We start from the raw sequence: 25934 nt of genomic DNA, 5'->3' as shown, positions 1-25934 counted from the left end.
CGAGTGTTGCCCGCGTTACCCGCCGGTAGACCCATGCTCGTGGGCAACAGCTGCCAGCGGGCCGGGCGTCCCGTCGTCAGCTGAGCGCACGCGGGTGGCTGCTGGCGTAGACCTCGCGCAGCTTGTCGACCGTGACCAGCGTGTAGACCTGCGTCGTGGTCACCGACGCGTGGCCGAGGAGCTCCTGCACCACGCGGACGTCGGCGCCGCCGTCGAGCAGGTGGGTGGCGAAGGAGTGCCGCAGGGTGTGCGGGGAGACCTCCGCGGTGACCCCCGCCCGCTCGGCCGCCGTCCGCAGGATCGCCCAGGCGCTCTGCCGCGACAGCGGCCCGCCGCGGGCGTTGAGGAACAGCCGCCCGCCGCGGACCGCGCCCCTCCCGGACGCCGCCAGCGCGGGCCGGGCGCGCACCAGGTACTCCTCGACGGCGCGCAGCGCGTAGCTGCCCACCGGCACGATCCGCTGCTTGCCGCCCTTGCCGGCCAGCCGCACCACCGCCTGGCCGCGGTCGAGGTCGTCGACGGCCAGCCCCACGGCCTCGGAGATGCGCGCCCCGGTGCCGTAGAGGACCTCCAGCAGGGCCCGGTCGCGCAGCCCGCGCGGCCCCTCCAGCGAGCCGGCGGCCTCGATGAGCGCGACCACGTCCTCCACCGGGACCGCCTTGGGCAGCCGCCGCGGGGGCGCCGGCGGGCGGACCTCGGCGGCGACGTCGCCGGGCACCAGCCCGTCGAGCAGCGCGAAGCGGTGCAGCCCCCGGACGGCGACCACCGCCCGCGCCGCCGAGGGAGCCGACAGCGGCGGGTGCTCGTCGTCCCCGGCGCGCAGCGCCGCCAGGAACCCCGAGACGTCGCTCTCGGCCACCTCCGACAACCCCCGCACGCCCGCGTCGGCGAGGAACCGGGTGTAGCGGCGCAGGTCGCGGCGGTAGGAGGCGATGGTGTTGGCGGCCAGGCCCCGCTCGACGGCGAGGTGGTCGAGGTAGCCGGTGACCACGCGCTCGACGAGGGGTCCCGGCAGGGTGGCGGTCAGGACAGCAGCTCCTCCCACGGCACGGCGTCCATCCCGTGCGCGTCCGCCACCTCGGGCAGCACCACGTGCCCGCCGACGACGTTGACCCCGTGGGCCAGAGCCGGGTCGGCGGTGACCGCCGCCCGCGTCCCCTGGGTGGCCAGGGCCATGACGTAGGGCAGCGTCACGTTGGTCAGGGCGTGCGTGGAGGTGTTCGGGACGGCACCGGGCATGTTCGCCACGCAGTAGAACACCGACTCGTGCACGCGGAAGGTCGGCTCGTCGTGTGTCGTGGGCCGGGTGTCCTCGAAGCAGCCGCCCTGGTCGACGGCGATGTCCACCAGCACCGACCCGGGCTTCATCCGCTTGACCAGGTCGTTGCTCACCAGCGTCGGGGCCTTGGCGCCGGGCACCAGCACCGCGCCGATGACCAGGTCGGCGTCGAGCACCGCCCGCTCCACCTCGTAGGAGTTGGAGGCCACCGTCTGCAGGTGCCCCTGGTAGATCCGGTCGGCGGCGCGCAGCTTGTCGATGTCCCGGTCGAGGACGACGACCTCGGCCTGCATGCCCAGCGCGATCGCCGCCGCGTTCATCCCCGAGACCCCGGCGCCGATGACGACGACCTTGGCCGCGTAGACGCCGGACACCCCGCCGAGCAGCACCCCGCGGCCGCCGTGCGCCCGCTCCAGGCAGTGCGCGCCGACCTGGGGGGCCATCCGCCCGGCCACCTCGCTCATCGGCGCCAGCAGCGGCAGCGCGCCGCCGGCGGTCTGCACCGTCTCGTAGGCGATGGCGGTGGTGCCCGAGGCGACCAGGGCCTCGGTGCAGGGCCGGGAGGCGGCCAGGTGCAGGTAGGTGAACAGGGTCTGCCCGGAGCGCAGCCGGCCGTACTCCTCCTCGATCGGCTCCTTGACCTTGAGCAGCAGGTCGGCGTCGGCCCACACGTCGTCGGCGGACCCGACGATCCGCGCGCCGGCGGCGGCGTAGTCGCCGTCGGGGATGGAGCTGCCCTCCCCCGCGCCCTGCTCGACGAGCACCGTGTGCCCGGCGCGGGTCAGCTCGGTGACCCCGGCCGGGGTCAGCGCCACCCGGTACTCCCTGTTCTTGACCTCTCGGGGCACTCCGACGTGCATCGATCCCGCTCCCGTCTCCGCGGCCGGGGCCGAGGTCGTCGGCGCCGCACCTGTCGTCCGGCTCCCGGGTGAGGGAGCCCACACCGGGACCCTAGCCAGCTCCCGCGCTGCCGCCACCGGCCGGAGCCCGCACCATGGCCGGGGTCACCCACCCGGAGGAGGAGCACCCGGATGCGCCTGTACGCCGCCCGGCCCGACCGGCGCCTCGGTCAGGTCCTCGCCGACGCCGGCGTCCTCGGCTGGCTCGTGCTGTGGGTGGTCGTGGCCCGGGTGGTGCACGGCGCGGTGCTGGTGCTCGCCGAGCCCGGCCGGGCGGTGGAGGACCTCGGCAGCTCCGTCGCCGACAGCATGGGCTCGGCGGCGTCGGCGGCGGAGGACGTGCCGGTGGTCGGCGACGAGCTGTCCTCGCCGTTCGACGCCCTGGGCGAGGCCGCGGGGTCGGTGAGCGGCGCCGGGCAGGCCGCGCAGGACGCCGTCGGCACGCTGGCCACGGTGCTCGCCGTCGTGCTGGTGGTGCTGCCGGTCGGGTGGCTGGTGTCGCGGTGGCTGCCGTGGCGGCTGCGCTGGGTGCGGGAGGCCTCGGCGGTGGCGCGGATGTCGGGCGGCCCGGCCGACCTCGAGCTGCTGGCCGCACGCGCGGTGGCCACCGCCCCGCTCCCCCGGCTGGCCGCGCTGCCGCCGGGCACCGGCGCGGCGTGGCGGGCCGGCGACCCCGCGGCGGTGCGGGCGCTGGCCGCGCTGGAGGCCGGCCGTCTCGGGCTGCGGCTGCCCGGGTCGGGCCCCGACGCCGGCACCGGCGCCACCGCCACACCACCGTCGCGCTCGGGTTGAGCCGGGCACCGTCCGTGCCGATGCCCCTGCTGATCCGGGAGGTGGGCGTGGGACGGACGGGACGCGGGCGGCCGCGGGCGCGGCGGCGGGGCCGCCCGGGCCCCTCGGCCGGCGGCGTGGCCGGGCGGGCCCTGGTCGCGACGGCGGTCGGGCTGGTGGTGCTCTCCGGTCCGGCCACCGAGGTCGCCGCGCAGGTCACCGCGTCGTGGGCCCCGTTCCGCAACGCGGGCACCGCCGACGGGCCGCGGCCGGCGCCGGTGGTCGAGTCCCCGCAGGTGTCCACCGGCGTACCCGACCCGGTGGTCGACACCCCGGTGCTCGCCGTCCCCGTGCCGCGCCGGCTGGCGGTCGAGCTGCCGACCCCGCTGGTGCCCCGCGGCGTGCCGCTGGAGACCACCCCGCCGCCGGCGCAGTGCGGCGGCTACGGCAGCCTCCGGCAGGTCCCCCCGGGCGTGGTCCCCGGGACGGGGTCGGCCACGGTGAGCTGGCAGGCCGACGGCCGCGCGGTGGTGCAGGGCTACCGGGTGACGGCGGTCAGCCAGCAGCTGGTGTCCGGACCGCAGCCGGCCCCGCCGCAGGTGACCGTCGGCCAGCGCGGCGACTGCGGCGAGGTCACCGCGACGATGGCGGGCCTCACCGGCGGCGTCCCCTACGTCTTCTGGCTCGAGGAGCTCGTGCTCGACGCCGACACCGGGGTGACCGCCTACGAGCAGGTCGGCTGGTCCAGCCCCGTCGTCATCGGCTGAGGTGGCTCCCGTCGAGATCGCGCGATCTCGACCGCGACACGCCGGTCGGCCCGTCGAGATCACGTGATCTCGACAGAGGGGGGGCGCGGCCGCTAGGTGGCGTCGACGGGGCGCAGGCGCGTGCCGGCGGCGCGGTGCTGGGCGGCGGCGAGCAGCCCGACGACGGCGGCGGAGTTGCGGATCGCGCCGTCGAACACCCGCTGCACCGCCTCGGCCAGCGGCACGAGCTCCACGGTCATGTCGAGCTCCTCGTGCTCGACGGTGAACCCCTCGGGCCGGTCGACGTCGGAGAGTCCCTCGGCGAGGTAGACCAGCACCTGCTCGTCGCAGAAGCCGGGGGTGGAGAACGTCGTGGTGAGCAGCGACCACCGCTCGGCGGCCATCCGCACCTCCTCGGCGAGCTCTCGCTTCGCGGTCTCCAGCGGCGGCTCGCCGTCGGCGTCGCGCAGGCCGGCCGGCAGCTCCCACAGGTAGCCGCCCACCGGGTGCCGGTACTGCCGCAGCAGCACGACCTGCCCCTCGTCGTCGAGCGCGACGACGGCGACGGCGCCCGGGTGGCGCACCACCTCCCGGACGCTGTCCCCGCCGCCGGGCATCGCCACGGTGTCGCGGACGAGGGTGATGACCCGGCCCTCGTAGACGGTCTCGGTGCCCAGCACCCGGTAGTCGCCCTCGGCGGCCGGCTCGCTCACGGTCAGATCCCGACCTTCTCGGCTTCCTCGACCGGCACCGGCAGCCGGGCGGACTCCTGCCGCTCGATCGCGGCCGCCACGAACGCGGCGAAGAGCGGGTGCGGCCGGGTGGGGCGGCTCTTGAGCTCCGGGTGCGCCTGGGTGCCCACGAAGAACGGGTGCACCTCGCGGGGCAGCTCGGCGAACTCGACCAGCAGGCCGTCGGGCGAGGTGCCGCTGAACACCAGGCCGGCCTCGCCCAACCGGTCGCGGTAGGCGTTGGCCACCTCGTAGCGGTGCCGGTGCCGCTCGGTGACCTCCGTCGACCCGTAGGCCGCCGCGGCCTGCGAGCCCTTCTGCAGCGCCGCCGGGTAGCTGCCCAGCCGCATGGTGCCGCCGAGCCCGCGCTCACCGGCGATGACGTCGACCTGGGTGGCCATCGTGGCGATGACCGCGTCGGCGGTGTCGGGGTCGAACTCCGCGGAGTTGGCGCCCTCGAGGCCGGCGACGCTGCGCGCGTACTCGATGACCATGCACTGCAGGCCCAGGCACAGGCCCAGCGTCGGGATGCCGTTGGTGCGGCTGTAGCGGATGGCGCCGAGCTTGCCCTCGATGCCGCGCACGCCGAACCCGCCGGGGATGCACACGCCGTCGACGTCGCCCAGCGCGGCCGCCGCGCCCTCCGGCGTCTGGCAGTCGTCGGAGGGCACCCAGCGGATCTGCACCCGGCTGCGGTGGGCGAACCCGCCGGCGCGCAGCGCCTCGCTGACCGACAGGTAGGCGTCGGGCAGGTCGACGTACTTGCCGACCAGCGCGATGGTCACCGTCTGCTTCGGGCGGTGCACGCGGTCGAGCAGGTCGCCCCACACCGTCCAGTCGACGTCGCGGAAGGGCAGCCCCAGCCGCCGGACGACGTAGGCGTCGAGGCCCTCGCGGTGCAGCACCTTGGGGATGTCGTAGATCGACGGCGCGTCGGGGCAGGAGATGACGCCCTCGGCGTCGACGTCGCACATCAGGCTGATCTTGCGCTTGAGCGAGGTGCCGATCTCCCGGTCGGCGCGGCAGACCAGCGCGTCGGGCTGGATGCCGATGTTGCGCAGCGCGGCCACCGAGTGCTGCGTCGGCTTGGTCTTCAGCTCGCCCGACGGCGCGATGTAGGGCACCAGCGAGATGTGCAGGAAGAAGACGTTGTCCCGGCCGATCTCGTGGCGCACCTGCCGGGCGGCCTCGAGGAAGGGCAGCGACTCGATGTCGCCGACGGTGCCGCCGATCTCGGTGATGACGACGTCGACCGGCTCGTCGTCGACCGTGCCGGCCTCGGCGGCGGCCAGGATCCGGGCCTTGATCTCGTTGGTGATGTGCGGGATGACCTGCACGGTGTCGCCGAGGTACTCCCCGCGCCGCTCCTTGGCGATCACGTCGGAGTACACCTGGCCGGTGGTCACGTTCGACCGGCCCGACAGGTCGGTGTCGAGGAACCGCTCGTAGTGGCCGATGTCGAGGTCGGTCTCGGCGCCGTCCTCGGTGACGAACACCTCGCCGTGCTGGAACGGGTTCATCGTCCCGGGATCGACGTTGAGGTAGGGGTCCAGCTTCTGCATGGTGACCCGCAGGCCACGGCTGGACAGCAAGGCCCCGAGGGAGCTGGCCGTCAGGCCCTTGCCGAGAGAGGAGACAACCCCACCGGTGACGAAGACGAACTTCGTCGGCTGGGGGTTGTGGAGGAGCCCGCGATCACGTGTTCCAGGTCGACCCACGGGAACCCACCGTAACACGGTCGTCCCCCTCGCCCGGGCCCTGCGCCTCGGCGTCCGCGCCCCGTCGCGGTGCGCGGGCGGCGAGGGCGACCAGCAGCGGCACGAGCAGCGCGGCGGCGGTCGCCGGCAGCGCGACCCCGGAGTCGTTGACCGCGGCACCGAGGGCCAGGCTCAGCGCCGCGGCGAGCAGCCCGGCGCGCAGCACGGCGGTGTCCGCCGGCGGCAGCCCGGAACCGCCGGCGCGCAGCAGCCCCGGCCCGGCACCGCGCGGGAGGCCGGGGCGGCGCACCAGCCAGACGGCGGCCACCAGGGCCACCGGCAGCGCCCACGACAGCGAGCTGCCCACCAGGATGTCGAGGTTCGCCTGGCCCTTGCGGCTGACCACCGTCCACGCCTCGCCGGTGAGCAGCTGCTCGACGAAGCGGCCCAGGTGGCTGCGGTCGTCGGCGGGCCGCAGCCAGTCGAGGACGGCCAGCGTGCCGACGGCGACCACCCCGGCCGCCAGCACCGCGGCCAGCCGCACCACGGTCACCCGCACGCCGGTGAGCAGCATCGCCAGCAGCAGGAACCCCGGCAGCAGGGCGAGGACGCCGCCGAAGTCGCGGCCCAGGCCGGGCGTGCCGACCAGCACGACGGTGACCGCGCCCGCGGCCAGGACGACGGCGCCGGTGACCCGGCGCCGGCGCCGTCCGCCGTCGTCCCTCCCCCGGCCGGCCCGGCGCCCGGCGGCGGCGGCGAGCGCGGCGGTGACCGGCAGCGCGGCGCCGGCCAGCAGGCCGGCGGTCAGGTTGCCGTAGCCGGTGAACCGGCCGGCGACGATCGGGTCGTAGCCGAGCAACCCGTCGAGCTCCAGCGTCGAGCCGGTGAGCACGTCGGCGGCCAGCGTGGCTCCGGTGACGCCGAGGACGGCGAGCAGCGGCCCCGTCCGCGACCGCCGCCAGGGGCCGAGCACCGCCAGGGCGAGCACCGCGGCGTCGGCGAGCAGCACCGCCCCGGCCAGCGCCCAGCGCGGTGAGCCGGCGCGTTCCCAGGGCACCAGCCCGGCCAGGTAGGTGGCCACCGGCAGCGCGGCGGCGGCCAGCGCGGCGACGGTCAGCACCGGGCGCAACCGCGCCCGGGAGGGCCGCACCGGCGCCCCCCGGCGGACGCCGAGGACGAGCAGGCCCAGGGCGACGACGGCGGCGTCGACGGCCACCAGCACCGCGTAGAACGTGCCGGTGCTGCGGTGGTGGGTGACCGCGGCGGTGTTGGCCCGCACGAGGGTGGCCACCGCCTCGGCGGTGCCGGGGTGCTCGCCGGTGACCGTCAGCGGCTGGCCGTTGACCGACGCGGGGCGCTCGAGGCCCAGGGCGCGCAGCACGGTCGGCGCGACGTCGATGAGCTGGGTGTAGGGCGCCCGCCCGGTGCTGGCCGAGGTCAGCCAGCCCGGCCCGGTGAAGCCGGGACCGGAGGCCAGGCCCACGTGCAGCTGCGGGCGCCCGTCGTTGACCTCCGAGACGCCCTGCAGCAGCAGCAGCGTGTCGCCGGGCAGCGTGGCGACGGCGGCCCGCAGGGCGGCCACGGCGGCGTCGACGTCGGCCAGCGCGGCCTCCCGCGACCGCGGCTCGGTGCCGGTCTCGCTACCGTCGGCGGGCACCCCGGCGTCCACCAGGCCGTCGAGGGAGACCAGCGTCAGCGGGCACGGCTCGAGTAGCGCGGCGACCGCGGCCGGGTCGCCGGGGAGCTGCTCCAGGCGGTTGAGGCCCACGCCGGGTGCCGCGGCGGCGACCACCGGCGCCCGGCCGACGACGGTGGCGCAGCCGACCGCCGCGCCGAGCACCGCCGGCTCGGCGCCGAAGCGGGCGGTGGCCTGGTCCTCGGCGACGGCGCGCACCGCGGTGAGCGGGTCGGCCAGCCCCACCTGCGCCAGCCGCTCCTGCAGGCCGCAGAAGGACAGCTCCGGGCTGGCCGGCGGCCCGGCGGGCACCGGCCCGGGGGTCGGCGTCGTCCCGGCCTCGCCGGGCTCCTCCCCCGGCAGCGGCACGGTGGGCACCGGCACCTGCGGCAGCGCCTCGTCCGGCGCCGGGAAGCGGGCCCGGTTGCCCGCGCCGAGGGTGGCCCAGCCGTCGAGCAGGCAGGTGGTGGAGCGGGCGGCGCGCACCGACACCGCGCCCATCGGGGACGTCTCGGCCAGCTCCCACAGCGCCGGGGTGCGGTCGGGGTCGAGGTCGCTCCACAGCAGCCCGGGCACGCCGACGACGAGCGCGCGGTCGGCCCGCCAGCCCGCCGCCGCGTCGTCGGCGGCCGCGGCACCGGGCAGGCCGGTGGCCAGCAGCGCCAGGACGGCGAGCAGCAGCAGGACGGCCCGCCTCATGGCGCAGGGGTCCCCGGCGGGCCGAGCAGCTCCCGGTAGAGCGCCACCAGCGCGCGGGCGGTGGCCGCCTCGTCGGGCCAGCCCGCCGCGCGCTCGCGGCCGGCCGCGGCCAGGGCGGCGGCGCGGGCGGGGTCGGCCAGCAGCGCGTCGACCGCCCGGGCCAGCGCGGCGGCGTCCCCGGGCGGGACCAGCTCGGCGGCGTCGCCGAGCAGCTCGGGCAGCCCGCCGGTGCGGGTGGCCACCAGCGGCGTGCCGGCGCGCAGCGCCTCCTGCGCGGTGAGCGCGCGGGCCTCCCACCGGGAGGGCAGCACGGCGAGGTCGGCGGCGGCGAGCAGGTCGGCGACGTCGGTGCGACGGCCGAGCAGCGCGACCGGCAGCCGCTCGTCGCGGACGCGGGCGGCCAGCCCGGCCTCCAGGGGGCCGTCGCCGGCGATCGCGACCAGGGGCGGCCGCGGCCCGGCGGCCCAGGTCGCCGCCGCGTCGAGCAGCACGTCGTAGCCCTTCTGCGGGTGCAGCCGGCCGACGGCGATCACCAGCGGCCGCCCGTCGACGAGCCCCAGTTCGGCGCGGACCTCCTCGCGGCCGCGCCGCGCCGGCGGCAGGGCCGGGGCCGACACCGGGGCGAGCCGCACGTCGTGGGCGCCGAGGCGGCGGGCGTTGGCGGCGAGGTCGCCGGAGGCGGCCAGCACGACGTCGGCGGCGCGGACGGTGGCCCGCTCGGCCTGCGCGAGCAGCCGGCGCAGCGGGCCGGAGCGCTCGGGCAGCGCGTTGTGCAGGGTGACGACCAGCGGCCGGCGGGGTGCCCGGCGGGCGGTGGCGCGGACCGCGAGGGCGGCCACCAGCCCGGCGCGCAGGCCGTGCGCGTGCACCAGGTCGGCGCCGGCGGCGGCCCGCCGCAGGGCCGGTACGGCGCGGGCGTCGGCGAGCGGGTCGAGCCCGGCGGAGATCTCGACGGGCCGGAAGGCGGCGGCCGCGGAGAACCCGAACAGCGCGTCGGTGGCGGCCGGGCCGCAGACGGTGACCGCGGCGCCGGCGCCGGCCAGGGCGGGCAGCACCGAGCGCAGGTGGGTGCCGACGCCGCCGGTGCTGGTGGCCAGCACCTCCGCGACGCGGCGGCCGGCCAGCGGGGCGGTCCCGGCGAGCTGGTCAGCCACGCTCCACCTCCGTCCGGCCGGGCGTGCGCAGGGCGCGCACCGCCGCGGCCAGGGGCCGGCGCGCCGTCCCCATCATGACCGCCCCCGCCACGGCGGTCACGGCCGCCGCGGCGAGCAGGCCGCTGCCCACGGTCGCCGGGAGTGCCCCGGTGGGCCCCGGGTCGGCGTCGAGGGCCCGGGCCACGGCCAGGCCGGCGGCCGCGCCGAGCCCCGCGGCGAGCAGCGCCGGCAGGCCGCAGCGCACCAGCCCGGCCAGCCCGGCGGCGCCGGCCACCCGGGCGGTGACCACCAGCAGCGCCAGGCCCGCGACGGTCACCCCGAGGCTGTGCCCGGCGGCCAGGGCCGCCGCCCGCGCGGCGGGGGGCACGGTCGCGGCCAGCGCCACGTCGGCGGCGACGGCGAGCAGCCAGCCGCCGAGCACGCACACCGTCGGCGCCCGCCACAGCCCGCGGGCGTAGAGCGCCCGGGTGAGGACGGCGACCAGCCCGTAGCCGGCCAGCCCGGGCGCGAAGGCGAGGATCGTGTCGCGCAGCGCCGCGACGTCGGCCGCGCTCCCGTCGAGCAGGAACACCCGCGCCATGGGCCCGGCGACGGCGGCCAGCACCGCGGCCGCCGCGAGGCTCGCGACGACGACGAGCACGGTCACCGGCGCCAGCGCCCGCCGGTAGCCGGCGTCGTCCCCGGTGGCCGCGCGCTCGGTGAGCAGCGGGTAGGCCGAGGTGGCCAGCGGCACGGCGAGCGCGGCCCACGGCACGAGGAACAGCGTCAGCCCGGCGGTGTAGACGACCTGGGTGCCGTCGGGCGCGCCCCCGGAGTTGGCCAGCCGGATGGCGACGGCGGCCACCAGCTGCTGCCCGGCGAGGGTGAGCACCCCGGCGAGCGCGAGCCGGCGCACCCGCGGCGCGGCCCCGACCGGGAAGCGCAGCGACGGGCGCAGGCCCAGCCGCAGCCGGCGCAGCGGCAGCAGCAGCGACAGGCTCAGCGCGGCCACCCCGAGCGTCGTGCCGACACCGAGGACCAGCTCGGCCGGCGTCGAGAGGTCCGCCGCCGCGCGGGCGCCGTCCAGGAGCGCGAACAGCCCGTACGCCCCGGCCACGACGAGGCTCGACAGCAGCGGCGCGATCGCCGGGCCGGCGAAGCGGCGGTGCGCCTGCAGCACGCCGGTGAGCACGATGCCGACCCCGTAGAGCACCACCTGGGGCGCGAACACCAGCAGGAAGCGGGCGGCGAGGTCGACCTCGGCCTCGCTGCCGCCGCCCAGCAGCAGCCGCGCGATCGGCCCGGCGAGGACGGCGACGAGCACCGCGAGCGGCACGAGCAGCAGCAGCGTCCAGCCCAGCAGCGCCGACGCCGTCCGGCGGACCTGCTCGCGGTCGCCCGTGGCGATGCCCCCGGCCAGCATCGGCACGACCAGCGAGGCCAGCGCGCCGCCGGCGACCACCTCGAAGACGATGTTGGGCACGGTGTTGGCCGCGGTGTAGGTGTCACCGGTGCTGTCGGCGCCGACGGCGTTGGTGAACACCAGCGTGCGGCCGAACCCGGCCAGGCGGGCCAGCACGGTGAGGACGGCGATCAGCGCCGCGGCACCCGCCACGCCCTGGGCCGCCCGGCGTCCCGACACGGTCGGTCCCGCGGAGGTCACGCCGGGCGGCGGCCGAGCCGGTCGAGCTCGCGCAGGCCCGGGGTGGCCTCGATGACGCGGGTGAAGCTCACCCGCTCGCTGGCCAGGGTGAGCGCGGTGACCGCGGCCAGCAGCCCGGTCCGCACGGGGCGCGAGGGGACGGCGGCCAGCCGCAGCCCGAGCAGCGCGCCGAGGGCGTTGGCGCCGGCGTCGCCGAGCATCACCCGCTCGCCGAGGTCGTCGGGCAGCACCGCCAGCGCGGCGCCCAGGGGCCCGGCGACCAGCCCGCCGGCGGGGCCGCGCACGGTGAGCGCGGCGGCGAGCGCGCCGGCCTTGGCGGCCCGGCCGGGGCGCAGGTCGAGCAGGTTGACCAGGTTCGCGGTGCCGGCGACCAGGCCGGTGGTGAGCACGGCGTCGGCCACCCCCCGGTCCCGGCGGGTGAGCAGGGCGGTCACCGCGGCGGCCGCGCCGATGCCGGCGACCTTGACCGCGCCGGCCGAGACCCGCCCGGCGCGCAGGGCGGCCAGGTGCCCGGCCAGCCCCTTGTCGCGGGCCTGCTCGGGCCGGGCGCCGGCGAGGTCGTCGTAGCCGCCGACGAGCCCCGACACCGTCCCGGCCACCACGGCCGCGGCGCGGGTGCCGGCGGGCGCGCCGAGCGCGGCGCCCGCCGTGGCGGCGGCGGCCAGGGCGGGACCGCCGAGCAGGGTGACCGGCCGGCCGGCGTAGTTGGTCCGCCGCCACGGCGCCCCGGCGGGGCGGCCGTCGAGCGCGGCCGCCGCGGCCAGTCCGGCGCGGGCGGCGGCCGCCCCGGCGAGTGCGAGCACGGCCGGGCGCGGGGTGGCCGTCCGCGCGGTCACGGAGTGGCGGCGGGCACCGGCGGCACCGGCTGGGTGTCCTCCCCGGTGCCGTACTTGCCGGAGGTGCCCTCGCCCTCGCGGCCCAGGGCCAGGACGGTGCTGATCTGGCCGGCCGGGCTGCCCACGTTGTCCACGGTGGACACGGCCGCGGACACCTCGGGGTCGGCGCGGATGACGCCGACGAGGCCGTCCTCCCCCGCCGAGGCGGAGTCGCCGGCGACCACCGCGCCGGAGCCGGCGGAGTCCAGTGCGCGGACCAGGTCGAGCACGGTGTCGGTGCGGTCGGCGGCGTTCTCGCCGTCCGGCGCTCCCGCGGTGAGCACGACGGCGAAGTCGGCCGGGGTCACCGAGGCGGAGTCCTGCGTGAGCACGTCGAGCGCGGTCAGGCCGGCGAACACCGTCGAGATGGCGGCGGTGTCGGGCGCGGGCGCGGCCGGGTCGGCCGGGACCATGAGCACCTGGGCGAGCAGCGCGCCGACCAGCTGGCCGGTGTCGTCGGTCTCCGGCAGCGTGACGCTGGTCGGGCGGCCCGGGCCGGTGACGTAGCTCTGCAGGCCCGGCTCGCTGGCCGGGTCGCCGTACTCCGGCTCGAGGGTGACCTGGCCGGCCACCGTGCCGCCGGCCTCGGTCACCATCGCGGTGACCTCCTCGACGGTGTCGGTGGTGACCTCCTCCGAGGCGCGCACCAGCAGCACCTCGCGGTCGGTGAGGGTGCCGGCGACCAGCGCCGGGGCGACGGCGGACTCGAAGGCGTTGCTGGTGTCGGCCTGCGCCTGCAGCCCCTGCGTCTGGTCCTCCAGGGCGCGCTTGTCCTCCTGCAGCGAGGCGACCTGGCCCTGCAGGTTGTCCAGCAGCGGCCCGGACAGCTGCGTCGCGCCGATGACCAGGCCGAGGGCGATGGCGAGGAAGACCGCGATCAGCGAGACCAGGTGGTAGCGGAAGTCGATCACGTGAAGAGGTTCTCCAGCCAGAACACGAAGCTGTCCCATTGGTCGACCAGCAGGTCGAGGTAGATGCGCCCGGCGGTGGTCACGGCCAGGGCGGCGACGATGGCCAGCATCGCGGCGACCACGAGCACGACGAGCGCGACGCCGGAGATGCGGCTGCGGTAGAGCCGGCTCACGCCCTTGGCGTCGACCAGCTTGCCGCCCAGCCGCAGCCGGGTGAGGAAGGTCGAGGCCATGCCGCCGCGGCCCTTGTCGAGGAACTCGACCAGCGTGGCGTGCGTGCCGACGGCGACGATGAGCTTGGCGCCCTTCTCGTCGGCCAGCAGCATCGCGATGTCCTCGCTGGTGGCCGCGGCCGGGAAGGTGATGGCGTCCACGCCGAGGTCCTGGACCCGCTTGAGCCCGGGCGCGCGGCCGTCGGCGTAGGCGTGCACGACGACCTCGGCGCCGCTCTTCAGGACGTGGTCGCTGACCGAGTCCATGTCCCCGATGATCATGTCCGGGGAGTAGCCGGCCTCGACGAGCGCGTCGGCGCCGCCGTCGACCCCGACGAGCACCGGCCGGTAGTCGCGGATGTAGGACCGCAGCGCCTGCAGGTCCTCCTTGTAGTCGTACCCGCGGACGACGACCAGCACGTGCCGGCCCTCGATCTTCGTCTGCACGTCCGGGACGCCGACGCCGTCGAGCAGCAGCGCGCGCTCGCGCTTCATGTACTCCATCGTGTTGGTGGCGAAGGCCTCCAACTGCGTGGACAGCCCGGCCTTGGCCTCGGCCATCGACGCGGCGACGGTGTCGGGCGTCTGCTCGGTGCCCTCGGCGACCGCCCGGCCGTCGGGGCCGTAGAGCGTGTGGCCCTCGACGCGCACGTGCGCGCCCTCCTTGAGGGCGGCGAACACCTCCTTGCCGACGCCGTCGATCAGCGGGATACCCGCGGAGACGAGGATCTCGGGGCCGAGGTTGGGATAGCGGCCGGAGATGCTCGGCGCGGCGTTGACCACGGCGCCGACCCGGGCGGCGACCAGCGAGTCGGCGCTGACCCGGTCGATGTCGACGTGGTCGATGACGGCGATGTCGCCGGGCCGCAGGCGCTTGGTGAGGTTCTTGGTGCGACGGTCCAGCCGGACGGTGCCGCCCACCCCCGGTTCCGTCTCCTGGGCCCGGCTCCGTCGCAGGGTGCCGATGCGCATTGGTGCATGGTCCCATGCGGGGCGGGACGGTCCGTCCTCCGACGCGCTCCGGCGACGGCCTGGTCACGGAGGGTGTGCGACACCACGGAGAACGCGACACGCCCGGCGCGGTTGCCCCACCCGTCCCGCCGGAGCACCCAGCCGGGCTGTCTAGCGTCGCCGCCGTGACACGTGGGGCCGAAGCTGCCAGCGTCCCGGCGAGCGCCCCCGGGGCCGCGGAGGGGGACGGGGCGCCGGTCCCGGCCGCCCCGCCGGTCATGCGCGCCGTGCCCGCCCCGGCGGCCGCCAAGGCCGCCCGCCGGCGTCGCGGTGCCGGGGTGCGCGAGCAGCGCCGGCAGGAGACCCGCGACCGGATCGTCGAGGCGGCCGCGGAGCTGTTCGCCGAGCGCGGCTTCGACGCCGTCAGCGTGGTCGAGATCGCCCAGCGCGCCGGGGTGGTGGAGAAGACGGTGTTCAACCACTTCCCGGTCAAGGAGGGGCTGGTGCTGTCCACCGATCCGCCGGTGCGCGCGGCGCTGCTCGACGCGGTCGCCCGCCGTCCGGCCGGGGAGTCGGCCGCCGCGGCCGCGGGGACCTTCGTCGTCGCCGCGATGACGCAGCTGGGCACGCCGGAGGCCGCCGCCGGCGTGGCGGCGATGGCGCGGGTGGTGCGCGGCTCGCGGACGCTGCAGGTGCGCGAGCGGGAGATCCTCGGCGAGCTGACCGCGGCGCTGGCCGCGCAGATCCGCGAGGAGACCGGCGCGCCGGCCGGGGCGGTGGAGCCCGAGCTGACCGCCTCGGCGGTGACCGCCCTCTACGGGCGGCTGCTCGAGCTCGCCCGCGACCGGGTGCTCGCCGGGGTCACCGGCCCGGAGCTGGCCGCGGAGCTGCGGGCGGCGGGGCGGCGCGGCCTGTCGCTGCTGCAGTTCGGCCTGGCCGGGTACGCCAAGCGCCGCTGGTGAAGGACCCTCAGAGCTGGAGGGCGCGGCGCAGCTGGTCGGCCCGCTGGCCGGGGATGCCCGGGTCCCGGGTGAACAGCGCGACCGCGACCATGTACTCGTCGTCGCCGGCCCACCCGCGCCCCTCGGCGACGATCCGCCGGATGTGCTCGCGCACCTTCGGCTCGCTGCTGTAGGGGCCGTAGTCCAGGCCCATGGCCAGGAAGTTGACCACCCGGTAGCCGAGGTCGGCGGCGGTGGACAGCGTGGTGACCGGGTCGGCGTAGCTGGCGACCGCGGTGACCACGTTGTCGTAGCCGGCCTTGAGCAGCTGCAGCGTCAGGTCGTTGCCGCGCACGCCGCCCCACAGCTCCGGCATGAGGATGTCCCGGTCGGGGGCGGGGATGTAGGGCGGGTTGGCGATCGCGGTGGTCACCCGCTCACCGCCGGCCGCGTCGGCCTGGTCGAAGAAGTCGCCGAGTTCGACGGTGTAGCGGTCGGCCACCCCCCGCTCGGCGATGTTCGCCCGCGCCCGCCGCACCGAGTCGGCGCTGATGTCGAAGCTGCGGACGCGCAGCCCCGGCAGGCCCTGCACCACGTCGGCGATCGCCGAGGCGTCGCCGGTGCCCAGCTCGACGACCGGGGCGGACTCCCAGCCCAGCCGCTCGCGGTACTGCTGCAGCAGCACGCAGACCGAGAACCCGTAGTGCGCCGACTCGTCGGCCGAGCTGAAGCAGGTCACCGCTCGCTCCGGCCGGGAGCGGCCGGAGCCGGGCGGAGGGGGATCGGACGCGGGGTCGGCGGTCGCACGGGCTCGGCCTACCCGCCCGGGGTGATCCACACTCCTGCGTTCCGCCACCCGATCGTGCCCCATCGATCCGCCTAGCCCCGGCGCGCCTCCGCGGCGACCGCCAGCAGCTCGCGCGCGTGCGCCTGCCCGGTGCCGCTGTCGGCCAGCCCGGACAGCATCCGGGCCAGCTCGCGCACCCGGTCCTCGCCGTCGACGGCCCGGATGTCGGTGGCCGTGACGCCGGCCGCGGTGTCCGGGGACTTGTCGACCACCAGGTGGGTGTCGGCGAACGCGGCCACCTGCGCCAGGTGGGTGACGACGACGACCTGGTGCTCGCGGGCCAGCCGGGCCAGCCGCCGGCCGATCTCCCCCGCCGCCTGGCCGCCGACGCCGGCGTCGACCTCGTCGAACACCATCACCGGCACCGGGTCGGCGCCGGCGAAGACCACCTCGATGGCCAGCATGACGCGGGACAGCTCGCCGCCGGACGCGCCGCGGTGCACCGGCCGCGGCGGGGCACCGGGGTGGGCGGCCATGAGCAGCGCGACCTCGTCGACGCCCTCGGGACCCGGCTCGCCGGGGTGGCTGTCGACGGCGAAGGACACGCGGGCGCTCTTCATCGCCAGGCCGGCCAGCTCGCGGCCCACCTCCGCGGTGAACCCGTCGGCCGCGGCGCGGCGGCCGGCCGAGACCCGCGCGCCCAGGTCGTCGACCTCGGCGCGGGCCGCGTCGCGGGCGCCCTCCAGCGCCTCGAGCGCCTCGTCGGAGACGTCGAGCTCGGAGAGCTTGCGGCGGGCGTCGTCGGCCCAGGCCAGCACGCCGGCCAGCCCCTCCCCCGGGTCGGCGTACTTGCGCACCAGGGCGGTGAGTGCCGCGCGCCGGTCGAGCACCTCGGCCAGCCGCGCGGGGTCGGCGTCGAGGTCGGCCACGTAGCCGGCCAGCTGCACCGACACGTCGGAGACCACCGCGACGGCGTCGGCGAGGTCGCGGGCGAGCAGCACCAGCGCGGGGTCGTCGGTGCCGGCCAGCGCCCGCTCGGCGGTGGCCAGCGCGGCCGTGGCGTCCTGCGGCAGGCCCTCGGCCCCCAGGTCGCCGGTGACGTCGCCGACCAGCGCCACCCGCGCCTCGTCGACCGCGGCCCGCAGCGCGTCGGCGTCGCCGAGCCGCTTGGCCTGCGCGTCGAGGGCCTCGTCCTCCCCGGGCTCGGGGGCGAGCGCCTCGATCTCGGCCAGGCCGTGCCGCAGCACCTCGGCGGCCTGCGCCAGCTCGCGCGCCTGGCCGCGCCGGCGGTCGAGGTCGGCGGCCAGCTCGCGCCACCGGGCGTGCGCGGCGCGGTAGCTCTCCAGCAGCCGCAGGTGCGCCGGGCCGGCGTAGCGGTCGAGGGCGGCGCGCTGCTCGGCGGGGCGGGACAGCCGCAGCTGGTCGCTCTGCCCGTGCACGGCGAGCAGCCCCTCGGACAGCTCCGCGACGACGCCGACCGGCACGGCCCGCCCGCCCAGGTGCGCCCGCGAGCGGCCCTCCGCGCTGACGGTGCGGGCGAGGATCAGGCTGCCGTCGTCGTCGGGCTCGGCGCCGGCGTCGGCGGCCCGCGCCCACACCGGCGAGTCCGGCGGCAGCTCGAGGCGGCCCTCCACCCCGGCCCGGCCGGTGGCGCGCACGCGACCGGGGTCGGCGCGGCCGCCGAAGAGCAGGGTCAGCCCGGTGACCACCATGGTCTTGCCGGCGCCGGTCTCGCCGGTGACCACGGTGAGCCCGCGGCCGAGCTCGAGGGTGGCGTCGTCGATGGCGCCCAGGCCGCGGATGCGCAGCTCGGTGAGCCGGCCCCGGCCCCGCCCGTCCCCGGCCGGCGCGCCGCCGGGGACCGCGGGGCCGTCGGCCGAGGGCTGGCTCGCGGGTGCGGTGTCCTCGGCGGCGGTGCCGGGCGCCGCCGTCGCGTCGGGGTCGGCTGCGGTGCGGCGGCTGCGGCCGCCGCGCTCACGCGTCGGGGTCCGCGGTGCCACCGCGCACCTCCTCCCGGGCGGCAGCGGGACCGTCGCCGGGCAGGGAGACCACGTCGCGCATCAGCACGTTGCGGGAGGGCCGCAGCTCGTGGCCGGGGTCGTGCCGGCGGGCGTCGCGGAAGCCGCGCACCGGCAGGCCGAACTTGGCCACCAGCCGGTCGCCGAAGGAGCCGGGGTGCACCCGCGCGATGCGGACCGGGCGCGCGGCGCGGCGGACGTCGACCCGGCCGCCGTCGGGCACCTCGAGCGCGCGCCGGCCGTCGGCGGAGACCCGGGCGCGGTTGCCGTCGGGGGGGACGGCGACGCTGAGCACCGAGTCCGGCGAGGTCACCAGCGGGCGGGCGAACAGCGCGTGCGCGTTGCTGGGCACGAGCAGGATCGCCTCGAGGTCGGGCCACACCACCGGGCCGCCGGCGGAGAAGGCGTAGGCGGTCGACCCGGTGGGGGTGGCGAAGAGCACCCCGTCGCAGCCGAAGCTGGTCAGCGGGCGGCCGTCGATGGCGATGACGACGTCGAGCACGCGGGAGCGCTCGGCCTTCTCCACCGAGACCTCGTTGAGCGCCCAGGTGCCGTCGACGACGGCCCCGGTGGCGTCGAGGACGTCGACCTCGATCGCCAGCCGCTTCTCCACCGAGTACTCGCACTGCTCGATGGCCGTCAGCGTCTCCTCGACCGCCTCCGGCTCGGTCTCGGCGAGGAACCCGACCCGGCCGAGGTTGACTCCCATGAGCGCGGCGTGGCTGTAGCGGGCCAGCTCGGCGGCGCGCAGGAACGTGCCGTCACCGCCGAAGACCATGACGATCTCGGCGCCGCGCGCGGCCTCGGCGTCGGCGTCGACCACCTCGGCGCCCTCGATCTGCAGCTCGTCCGCCTCGTCGGCGAGCACGCGCACGGTGATGCCGCCGCGGGCCAGGCGCGCAGCGGAGCTGCGGGCCAGGTCGACGATGTCGTGCCGTCCGGTGTGGGCGGCCAGCAGCACGTGCCGCCCGCCGCCGGGGCGCCAACCGCCCTGGCCGGCCTCGCTCATCGGTCCTCCTCGCTCGTGCCCGTGCTGCTCCGTCGCTCTCCAGCGTGCCCCCGCCGCGGCCGCGGCGCCGGTGCGGGGCGGGTGGTCCTCACCGCGGTCCCTCCTCCACCGCGCGCAGCACGTCGGCCTCCTGCGGGGCCCCGGCGTCGCGGCGCAGCCACAGGAAGAACTCCACGTTGCCCGCCGGCCCCGGCAGGGGGCTGGCGACGACGCCGGCGGTCCCCCACCCGAGTCCGGCGGCGGCCCGGGCCACGTCGAGGACGGCGCCGGCGCGGGCCGCGGGATCGCGGACGACCCCGCCGGAGCCCAGCCGCTCCCGGCCGACCTCGAACTGCGGCTTGACCATCGGCAGCAGGTCGGCGTCGGCGGTGGCACAGGCGGTGAGCGCGGGCAGCACCAGCCGCAGCGAGATGAAGGACAGGTCGGCGACCACCAGCTCGGCCGGGCCCTCGATCTGCGCCGGCGTCAGCGTGCGGACGTTGGTGCGCTCGAGCACCCGGACCCGCTCGTCGGTGCGCAGCGACCAGGCCAGCTCGCCGTACCCGACGTCGACGGCCACCACCTCGCACGCGCCGCGGGACAGCAGCACCTCGGTGAACCCGCCGGTGGAGGCACCGGCGTCGAGGGCGCGACGGCCCGCGACGGCCACCGGGAACGCCTCCAGGGCGCCCAGCAGCTTGTGCGCGCCCCGGGACACCCAGCGCTGCTCGTCGGGCTCGGTGCGCACGACGACGGGCGTGCCGGCCTCGACCCCGGTGGCCGGCTTGGTGGCCGCCTGCCCGGCGACCGCGACGCGGCCCTCGGTGATGAGCTCGACGGCGTGCTCGCGGGAGCGGGCCAGGCCGCGGCGCACGAGCTCGGCGTCGAGCCGGCTGCGACGGGCCATCAGAGCTGGTCGATCGTGGCGAGCTCGCGCCGCAGGCGGTCGTGCTCGGCCTCGAAGACGGCGACGTGCTCGGTCACGGGGCGTCCGGTGAGGTCGGCGTAGCGCTCCCCGGCCACCGGCTCGCCGGAGGCCACCTGACCGTCCGCGGGATCCCCCGGCGTCCCCGCGGCGGGCGGGGACGGGCGCGGCGGGCCGGGGACCGGCCCCCCGGCGGGGCCCGGCCGCGGCGGGCCGGGGACCGGACGAGGTCGGCTCGGCTCGGTCATGGCGGGGCCTCTCGGACGGTGGTCGGGACGGGCGGGACGCGGGGAGCGGGCAGCCGCTGGACGGCGCCGGGGCGCGTCCCCTCCGCCCGGCCACGGTACCGGCCGGGGACGACGGGACCCCGTCCGCGGCGGCGCCGCTGACGCTCCCCGCGCCGGCCACGCTCACCGCACCTCCAGCCCCCAGCCGGCCAGCGCCCGCCGGGCCGACTCGTCGCCGGCGTGCACCGGTCCGGGTTCCGTCCCGCCGGTCCAGGCGGCCAGGCACAGCGCCCGCAGCCCGTCGAGGCCGTCGTCGGGCGGGCCGCCGGGACCGTCGCCGGCACCGTGCAGCTCCAGGCCCGCGCCGCCGGAGACGGCGCGCCAGCGGCCACAGCGCCACCCGCCGTCCTCGGCCGTGACCGGCGGGTGCGCCACCAGCAGGCCGGCGGCGTCGGCGGCGAGCAGGTCGGGGCGGTGCAGCGGCCCGGCGGCCAGCAGGCCGGCCGGGTCGGTGACGCCGCTGAACACCAGCAGGCTCGCCGCACCGGCCCGGTGGCTGCCCTCGATGTCGGTGTCGAGCCGGTCGCCGACGACGAGGGGGTCGGCGGCCCCGGTGCGGCGCACGCACTCGGCGTGCATCGCCGGGTCGGGCTTGCCGGTGACCAGCGGCTCGCGACCGGTGACGTCGCGGACGACGCCGACCATCGCGCCGTTGCCCGGCAGCGGCCCGCGGGGCGAGGGGATGGTCGCGTCGGCGTTGGTGGCCACGTGCCGGGCGCCGTTGCGGACGGCGACCACCGCCTCGGCCAGCTGCGCCCAGCCGACCTCCCGCCCGTAGCCCTGCACCACCGCGGCGGGGTCGTCCTCGGCGCGGTCGACCACGGTCAGACCCGCCGCACGCAGCGCCGTCGCCACGCCCGGTCCCCCCACCGGCAGCACCCGGGCCCCGGGACCCAGCAGCTCGGCCACCACCGACGCCGCGGCCTGCGAGCTGGTGATGACCTCGTCGGCGTCCGCGGGCACGCCCAGCTCGGTGAGGTGGGCGGCCACCTCGGCGGGCGGACGGGCGGCGTTGTTGGTGACGAACCCCAGCCGCATGCCCGCCGCGCGGGCGGCGGCGAGTGCCTCCGGGACACCGGGCACCGCGTCGGGGCCGACGTAAACCACGCCGTCGAGGTCGAGCAGCGCGACGTCGTACACCTCCGCGGGCGGGCGGGCACAACCGGCCGCCAGCCGCGGCGACTCGTCCGCGGGGGACCGAGCCGGCGCGGCGGTCACACCGGCTCCGGACCGGCCGCGCGCCGGGCGCGCACGCCACGCAGCGCCCGGGCGTAGTGCCCGAGGTCGGGACGCATGGCGACCGCCAGGGCCAGGTGCTCGGCCGCCAGGCCGAGCTGACCGGCCCGGCTGGCCGCCAGCCCGAGGCCGAACTGCGCGTAGTCGTCGGTGGGGTTGACCGCGGCGAGGGCGCTGAAGCTCTCGATCGCCTCCCCGTACCGGCCGGCGTCGTATTGGGCGCGGGCGAGCGCCTCCAGCACGCTGCGGGAACCCGGCTCGGCCTCCGCCGCACGGGCCAGCAGGGTCGCGGCCGCCGCCGGGTCGCCGCTGGCCAGCAGGTCCAGGCCACGCCGGTACCACTCGTACACGCCGCCGCCGGGCGCCCGGTCCTCCGGGACTCCGCCCGACGGCGTTGCTGCTGTCGACACCGCTGCCCTCCTGCTCCTCCGGACCTCGTCGCCTGCGCACCGCGCCGGACCGGTGCGCCGGTCGGGTGGCCACGGCGGGCCGCACCGCGAGGCTCCTACGATCCGGTCGTGCACGCGTCGCCGGCGGGAGCCCCGCATCCCGTCCCGACAGGGCTGGACGTCCGGTCCTTCCGGGCCCTGACCTACTCGCACCACGACCCCGGGCACCTGGCCCGGGTGAGCTCGCCAGCCTACGACCTGGTGACCCCGGACGGCCGCGCCCGGCTGGCCGCCGCGGACCCGCACAACATCGTCCGCCTGATCCTGCCCGGCGGCTCGTCCGCGCCGGGCAGTGCCGGCGCACCGGCGGGCGGCCGGGACGCGGACGCTCCCGAGCGGGCCGCGCACCTCCTGCGCGAGTGGGAGGCCGCAGGTGTCCTGGTCCGGGACGACACCGCGGCGCTGTGGCTCTACGAGCTCGCCCCGGCGCAGGGACCGGCGACCGTGGGCTGGCTCGGTGCGGTGTCGGTGGACGGGGCCCGCCGGGCCGTGCTGCCGCACGAGGACACGTTCCCGGCCGCGGTGGAGGGCCGGCGCGCCCTGCTGGCCGCCACCGCCACCGACCTCGAGCCCATCGTGCTCGCCCACGACCCCGAGCCGGAGGTCGCCGAGCTGACCCGGGCGGCACTGGCCGGCCGGCCCGACCTGGAGGTGTCCGACGCCGACGGCGTGCGGCACCGGCTGTGGCGGGTGACGGAGGAGGCGACGCTGCGGCGGCTGTCGGCGGCGCTGGCGCGGACCGGCGCGGTGATCGCCGACGGGCACCACCGCTTCGCCGCGGCCCAGGCGCTGCACCGCACCCACCCGGGCGGGGACTGCCGTGTGCTGGCGCTGCTCACGCCCATGGGTGCCGGTGGACTGCGCGTCGAGGCGATCCACCGGGTGGTGCCCGACCTCGCCCTGGACGACGCGGCGGCCGCCGCCCGCCGGGGCTTCAGCGTGGCCGAGGTCCCCGTGTCCGGGCAGCCGGGTGACGTCGAGGCCGCCGTCGCCGGCCTGCACGGCGGCTCGGCGGTGCGCTACCTGCTGACCGACGGGCGCCGGCTGCTGCGGCTGACCGACCCCTCGCCGGAGGTGCGGGCGACGGTCCCGGCCGAGGCGCCCGGCGCGTGGCGCCGGCTCGACGTGGTCCTGGCCACCACCGGGCTGGTCGGTGCCCTCTGGGGACGCCCCGACGACCCGGCGTCGCTGCTCGTGGCCCACGACGTGCCCGAGGCCCTCCGGCTGGCCGGGGAACGCGCCGGCGTCGCCCTGCTGCTGCGCCCGCCCTCGCCCGCCGACGTCGCCGCGGTGGCCCGGGCGGGCGCCCGGATGCCGCGCAAGTCGACGCTGTTCGTGCCCAAGCCGCGCACCGGACTGGTGCTGCGCCCGCACCGGGACTGACCGCACCGGACCTCCTGGGCGCTCAGGCGGTGCGGGCCGAGCCACCGGGCGACGTGCGCGGCACCTTGCGCCCGCGCCGGCAGTTCACCTCGCACACCGAGGCGCGGCCGGTGGCGGTGCGCCAGAAGCGCCGCTGCAGGGCGCCCTCCACCTCGACCACGTCACCGGCGAGCCAGGCCGCGACGCGCTTCTGCAGCGCCCTGTCGTAGGTGACGCAGGCCAGCACGTCGACCGACTGGCCGCGCGCCCTCGGTTCAGGCCGGCGCACGACCAGCCGCCAGGTCACCAGCGTGTCCCCGCTGGGGAGCACCTTGACCTGCGCGGCCTCGGAGAGCCGCCCGCGCAGCACCACGTCGTTCCGGTCGATCACTGCCAGGGTCATGACGGCAGCCTGACCCGGCGCCGCACCGCCCGGTGCCGCCGCCGACCGGTTGTGGACCGGGCGGGGCGGTGTGGACGGCGCGGGCGCCGGTGTCGGTGGTCAGTGCGCGGCGCCGCCCTGCGGTGGGTCGACCTCGCCGAGGAGTTCCGCGACCTCGCGCTCGACGTCGGCGTCGAAGTCCAGCTCGTCGTCGCCGACCACGTCCCCGATGTCCGGGGCGCCGGTGTCGGTGTCGGTGGGCTCCTCCGGCTCGTCGACGGCCTCGGGCAGCTCCTCCTCGCCGAAGGCGACGTCGTCGTCCTCCGGGCTGGCGGCGAGGACCGCGGCCCGCCAGTCGTCGGCCAGCGGGTCGTCGGTCGCCGCGAGCAGGTCGGCGTACGCGGTGGCCAGGCGCAGCGTGCTCTCGTCGGTCAGGTCGACACCGGCCGGCGTGGGCCGCCCGCCCAGCGCGCCCTCGAGCACCAGCCGGGCGGCGGGCGCCTCGCCGAGGTCCTGGCGGGCTCCGGCCTCCACCAGCTGCAGCTCGACGGTCTCCGCCGGGTCGGGGCGCTCGGCCAGCGCCTCGCGGACCAGCCGCAGCGCCACCTCGGCCCGCCCCAGGGCGCGCTCGCAGTCGGCCAGCACGGCCCGGTAGCCCTCGTCACCGCTCATCCGCCGGTAGGCGCGCAGCTCGCGGGAGGCCTCGGCGTAGTCGCCGGCGTGGTAGGCGGTGACGCCGACGGCCTCACGGACGACCGCGATGCGGGACGCGCGGTCCCGCGCGGCGCGGGCGTGGGCCAGGGCGAGCTCGGGGTCCTCGTCGCCGACGGTCCCGGCTACCACCAGGTGCCGGGCCACCCGCTCGGCGTTGCGCGACTCCAGACCCCGCAGGGCCGACCGCACCGAGGGGTCGAGGTCGCGGGCGTCGGCCCAGTCGGGGAGCTCGGGTCCCGGCGCCAGGGGCGGCGTGCGGTCCGGCGCCGGACGTCGGTCGCCCCACTCCGGGCGCTGCCCGCCGCTCCGGGCCGGACGGTCCCGCTCGGGGCGGCGCTCGCGCCCCTCACCACGGGCCGGACGCCGGTCCTGCCCGTTCCGGTCGCCGCGCCCGGCAGCGCCCTCGTCCCGCCGGGGAGCCGGTCGGCCGGTGGGGCCGGCGGCGGGCCGCCGGTCGCGCCGGTCACCGGACCGGCCACCGTGGGTCCTGCGGTCGGCGGGACCGCCCTGAGCGCGGTCGGCGCCGGAGGAGCCGCGGTCCCGCCACCCGCCTCCGGTCCCACCGGTCGGACGCCGGTCACGCCAGTCGCCGGCGTCGCGTCCCGCCGCGGGACGGCGCTCGCCGGCGTTGCCCGTGCCCCGGTCCGACGCAGGACGGCGCTCGGCACGCTCGCCGGCCACCCGGCCCGTCGGGGAGCGGCGCTCGCTGCGGTCGGCCGGGGACCGGTCGGCTCCGGGGCGGCGGTCCCGCCAGTCCCCCGAGCCCCGCCCGGTCGCAGGACGGCGGTCCCGCCAGTCCCCCTGGGAGCGCGCGCCGTCGCGACGGCGGTCCCGCCCGTCGCCCTGCGGGCGGTCACCGTCCGGACGACGGTCGCGCCACCCCGATCCGTCGGCGCTCGACGAGGTCGGCCGGCCCTCCCTGCGGTCGTCGGGCCGTCCCGGACGACCGCCGGGGGTCCAGCCACCCGTTCCACCGCGCCGCCCGTCGCCGGCGCCGCCGCGACCGGTCGGTCCACCGTGACGCCCGGACTGCTCGTCCCGGCCACCCCGCTGACCGCCGCGACCGCCGGCACCCCGCGCCCCCTGACGGTCGTCACGGCCCTGGCCGCGGGACTGCGGGCCGTCGGGGCGGCCGCGTCCGGGAGATCCACGTCGGGGAGAAGTCATGTCGTCGTCTGTACCTCTGGACGGTGGGCAGCACTCGGACGAGCGCCGTGAACGGTTCCGGACACACGCGAGACGGGGGCCGGAGCCAATGGCTCCGACCCCCGTCTCGTGAATGGTTGTCCGGCGGTGTCCTACTCTCCCACCCCGTTCCCGGGGCAGTACCATCGGCGCTGAGAGGCTTAGCTTCCGGGTTCGGAATGGGACCGGGCGTTTCCCTCTCGCCATGACCGCCGTAACACTGTGAACATGTACCCACACCGGCCCCGCCGAGGCCTGCTCGGAGGGTGGGTTGGGTGCGTTCAGAACCGCACAGTGGACGCGAGACTTCTTCTTGGTTGCTTGACGGGTGGGGATGTGTGGTCAAGCCCTCGGCCTGTTAGTACCGGTCAGCTCCACACCTCGCGGTGCTTCCACTTCCGGCCTATCAACCCGCTGG

23 protein-coding genes and 1 rRNA gene are annotated in these 25934 nt (G+C 77.9%); 4 read left to right on the top strand and 20 right to left on the bottom strand.

Annotated elements, in window-relative coordinates; genetic code table 11:
* Positions 1–76: 76 nt before the first annotated feature.
* Together xerD and ald are read right to left on the bottom strand one after the other, a co-directional pair.
* Positions 77–1045 carry a site-specific tyrosine recombinase XerD gene (gene xerD, locus BLQ97_RS17985; protein ID WP_175471811.1) on the bottom strand — a complete coding sequence of 323 codons (969 nt, stop codon included), beginning with the start codon at positions 1043–1045 and terminating at the stop codon, positions 77–79.
* Entirely contained in the window at positions 1024–2139 is a 1116-nt protein-coding gene (ald, locus tag BLQ97_RS17980; RefSeq protein ID WP_091367417.1) for an alanine dehydrogenase, read from the bottom strand. The genes xerD and ald overlap by 22 nt, the downstream gene beginning before the upstream one ends.
* A gap of 171 nt (positions 2140–2310) precedes the next feature.
* Between ald and BLQ97_RS17975 the strand changes: the two genes are divergently transcribed.
* Both BLQ97_RS17975 and BLQ97_RS17970 read left to right on the top strand, forming a co-directional pair.
* The gene (locus tag BLQ97_RS17975; protein WP_091367416.1) at positions 2311–2970 is read left to right on the top strand and encodes a hypothetical protein; all 660 of its coding nucleotides are present in this window, start codon (positions 2311–2313) and stop codon (positions 2968–2970) included.
* 20 nt (positions 2971–2990) lie between these two features.
* Positions 2991–3716, top strand: a complete 726-nt coding sequence (locus BLQ97_RS17970) for a hypothetical protein (protein WP_139173743.1) — start codon at positions 2991–2993, stop codon at positions 3714–3716.
* 92 nt (positions 3717–3808) lie between these two features.
* Here BLQ97_RS17970 and BLQ97_RS17965 read toward each other — a convergent pair whose 3' ends face one another.
* The 8 genes from BLQ97_RS17965 to steA are packed head-to-tail and all read right to left on the bottom strand — an operon-like array spanning position 3809 to position 14212.
* The gene (locus BLQ97_RS17965) at positions 3809–4408 is read right to left on the bottom strand and encodes an NUDIX domain-containing protein (RefSeq protein WP_091367414.1); all 600 of its coding nucleotides are present in this window, start codon (positions 4406–4408) and stop codon (positions 3809–3811) included.
* 2 nt (positions 4409–4410) lie between these two features.
* Positions 4411–6144, bottom strand: coding sequence for a CTP synthase (locus BLQ97_RS17960; protein WP_091367413.1), 1734 nt, complete (start codon positions 6142–6144; stop codon positions 4411–4413).
* Positions 6122–8497, bottom strand: coding sequence for a hypothetical protein (locus BLQ97_RS17955; protein WP_091367412.1), 2376 nt, complete (start codon positions 8495–8497; stop codon positions 6122–6124). The genes BLQ97_RS17960 and BLQ97_RS17955 overlap by 23 nt, the downstream gene beginning before the upstream one ends.
* Positions 8494–9651 carry a glycosyltransferase family 4 protein gene (locus BLQ97_RS17950; RefSeq protein WP_139173742.1) on the bottom strand — a complete coding sequence of 386 codons (1158 nt, stop codon included), beginning with the start codon at positions 9649–9651 and terminating at the stop codon, positions 8494–8496. The genes BLQ97_RS17955 and BLQ97_RS17950 overlap by 4 nt, the downstream gene beginning before the upstream one ends.
* Complete coding sequence (gene murJ, locus BLQ97_RS17945) at positions 9644–11272, bottom strand: murein biosynthesis integral membrane protein MurJ (RefSeq protein WP_091367889.1); 1629 nt, start codon at positions 11270–11272, stop codon at positions 9644–9646. The genes BLQ97_RS17950 and murJ overlap by 8 nt, the downstream gene beginning before the upstream one ends.
* A 17-nt stretch (positions 11273–11289) precedes the next feature.
* A complete protein-coding gene (locus BLQ97_RS17940; RefSeq protein ID WP_245692414.1) occupies positions 11290–12129 on the bottom strand; it encodes a hypothetical protein in 840 nt (279 codons plus the stop codon).
* Positions 12126–13079, bottom strand: coding sequence for a copper transporter (locus BLQ97_RS17935; protein ID WP_091367411.1), 954 nt, complete (start codon positions 13077–13079; stop codon positions 12126–12128). The genes BLQ97_RS17940 and BLQ97_RS17935 overlap by 4 nt, the downstream gene beginning before the upstream one ends.
* Positions 13076–14212 carry a putative cytokinetic ring protein SteA gene (gene steA, locus BLQ97_RS17930; protein ID WP_245692411.1) on the bottom strand — a complete coding sequence of 379 codons (1137 nt, stop codon included), beginning with the start codon at positions 14210–14212 and terminating at the stop codon, positions 13076–13078. Before steA ends, BLQ97_RS17935 begins: the two co-directional genes overlap by 4 nt.
* 215 nt (positions 14213–14427) lie before the next feature.
* On the opposite strand from steA, the gene BLQ97_RS17925 reads away from it, so the two are divergent.
* Positions 14428–15204 carry a TetR/AcrR family transcriptional regulator gene (locus tag BLQ97_RS17925; protein WP_245692408.1) on the top strand — a complete coding sequence of 259 codons (777 nt, stop codon included), beginning with the start codon at positions 14428–14430 and terminating at the stop codon, positions 15202–15204.
* A 7-nt stretch (positions 15205–15211) separates the two neighbouring features.
* On the opposite strand, the gene BLQ97_RS17920 is transcribed toward BLQ97_RS17925, so the two are convergent.
* The 7 genes from BLQ97_RS17920 to BLQ97_RS17895 all read right to left on the bottom strand — a co-directional run bounded on the left by BLQ97_RS17920 (position 15212) and on the right by BLQ97_RS17895 (position 21834).
* On the bottom strand, positions 15212–15922 hold the full coding sequence (locus tag BLQ97_RS17920) for a class I SAM-dependent methyltransferase (protein WP_091367408.1): 711 nt from the start codon (positions 15920–15922) through the stop codon (positions 15212–15214).
* Positions 15923–16062: 140 nt separating this feature from the next.
* The gene (recN, locus tag BLQ97_RS17915) at positions 16063–17970 is read right to left on the bottom strand and encodes a DNA repair protein RecN (protein WP_245692405.1); all 1908 of its coding nucleotides are present in this window, start codon (positions 17968–17970) and stop codon (positions 16063–16065) included.
* The gene (locus BLQ97_RS17910) at positions 17945–18997 is read right to left on the bottom strand and encodes an NAD kinase (RefSeq protein ID WP_091367407.1); all 1053 of its coding nucleotides are present in this window, start codon (positions 18995–18997) and stop codon (positions 17945–17947) included. The genes recN and BLQ97_RS17910 overlap by 26 nt, the downstream gene beginning before the upstream one ends.
* Positions 18998–19085: 88 nt before the next feature.
* Entirely contained in the window at positions 19086–19883 is a 798-nt protein-coding gene (locus BLQ97_RS17905) for a TlyA family RNA methyltransferase (protein ID WP_091367406.1), read from the bottom strand.
* Complete coding sequence (locus BLQ97_RS24300; protein WP_281181445.1) at positions 19883–20017, bottom strand: hypothetical protein; 135 nt, start codon at positions 20015–20017, stop codon at positions 19883–19885. The genes BLQ97_RS17905 and BLQ97_RS24300 overlap by 1 nt, the downstream gene beginning before the upstream one ends.
* 294 nt (positions 20018–20311) lie before the next feature.
* The gene (locus BLQ97_RS17900) at positions 20312–21406 is read right to left on the bottom strand and encodes an HAD-IIA family hydrolase (RefSeq protein WP_217637254.1); all 1095 of its coding nucleotides are present in this window, start codon (positions 21404–21406) and stop codon (positions 20312–20314) included.
* A complete protein-coding gene (locus BLQ97_RS17895; protein WP_175471810.1) occupies positions 21403–21834 on the bottom strand; it encodes a tetratricopeptide repeat protein in 432 nt (143 codons plus the stop codon). The genes BLQ97_RS17900 and BLQ97_RS17895 overlap by 4 nt, the downstream gene beginning before the upstream one ends.
* Positions 21835–21942: 108 nt before the next feature.
* Here BLQ97_RS17895 and BLQ97_RS17890 point away from each other — a divergent pair, with 108 nt between their 5' ends.
* Entirely contained in the window at positions 21943–23256 is a 1314-nt protein-coding gene (locus BLQ97_RS17890; protein ID WP_091367405.1) for a DUF1015 domain-containing protein, read from the top strand.
* Positions 23257–23278: 22 nt separating this feature from the next.
* On the opposite strand, the gene BLQ97_RS17885 is transcribed toward BLQ97_RS17890, so the two are convergent.
* From BLQ97_RS17885 to rrf, 3 genes are all read right to left on the bottom strand, one after another.
* On the bottom strand, positions 23279–23638 hold the full coding sequence (locus BLQ97_RS17885; protein ID WP_091367404.1) for a single-stranded DNA-binding protein: 360 nt from the start codon (positions 23636–23638) through the stop codon (positions 23279–23281).
* A 99-nt stretch (positions 23639–23737) separates the two neighbouring features.
* Positions 23738–24520 (bottom strand): tetratricopeptide repeat protein, encoded by a 783-nt coding sequence (locus BLQ97_RS23055; protein ID WP_139173741.1) that lies wholly within the window; start codon positions 24518–24520, stop codon positions 23738–23740.
* Positions 24521–25616: 1096 nt separating this feature from the next.
* A 5S ribosomal RNA gene (gene rrf / locus BLQ97_RS17875) occupies positions 25617–25733 on the bottom strand.
* Between the last annotated feature and the right edge of the window lie 201 nt (positions 25734–25934).

The sequence above is a fragment of the Geodermatophilus telluris genome (genome assembly GCF_900102745.1).
In the GTDB taxonomy this organism is placed as follows: domain Bacteria; phylum Actinomycetota; class Actinomycetes; order Mycobacteriales; family Geodermatophilaceae; genus Geodermatophilus; species Geodermatophilus telluris.
This window is presented reverse-complemented; position numbering and strand designations above follow the sequence as displayed.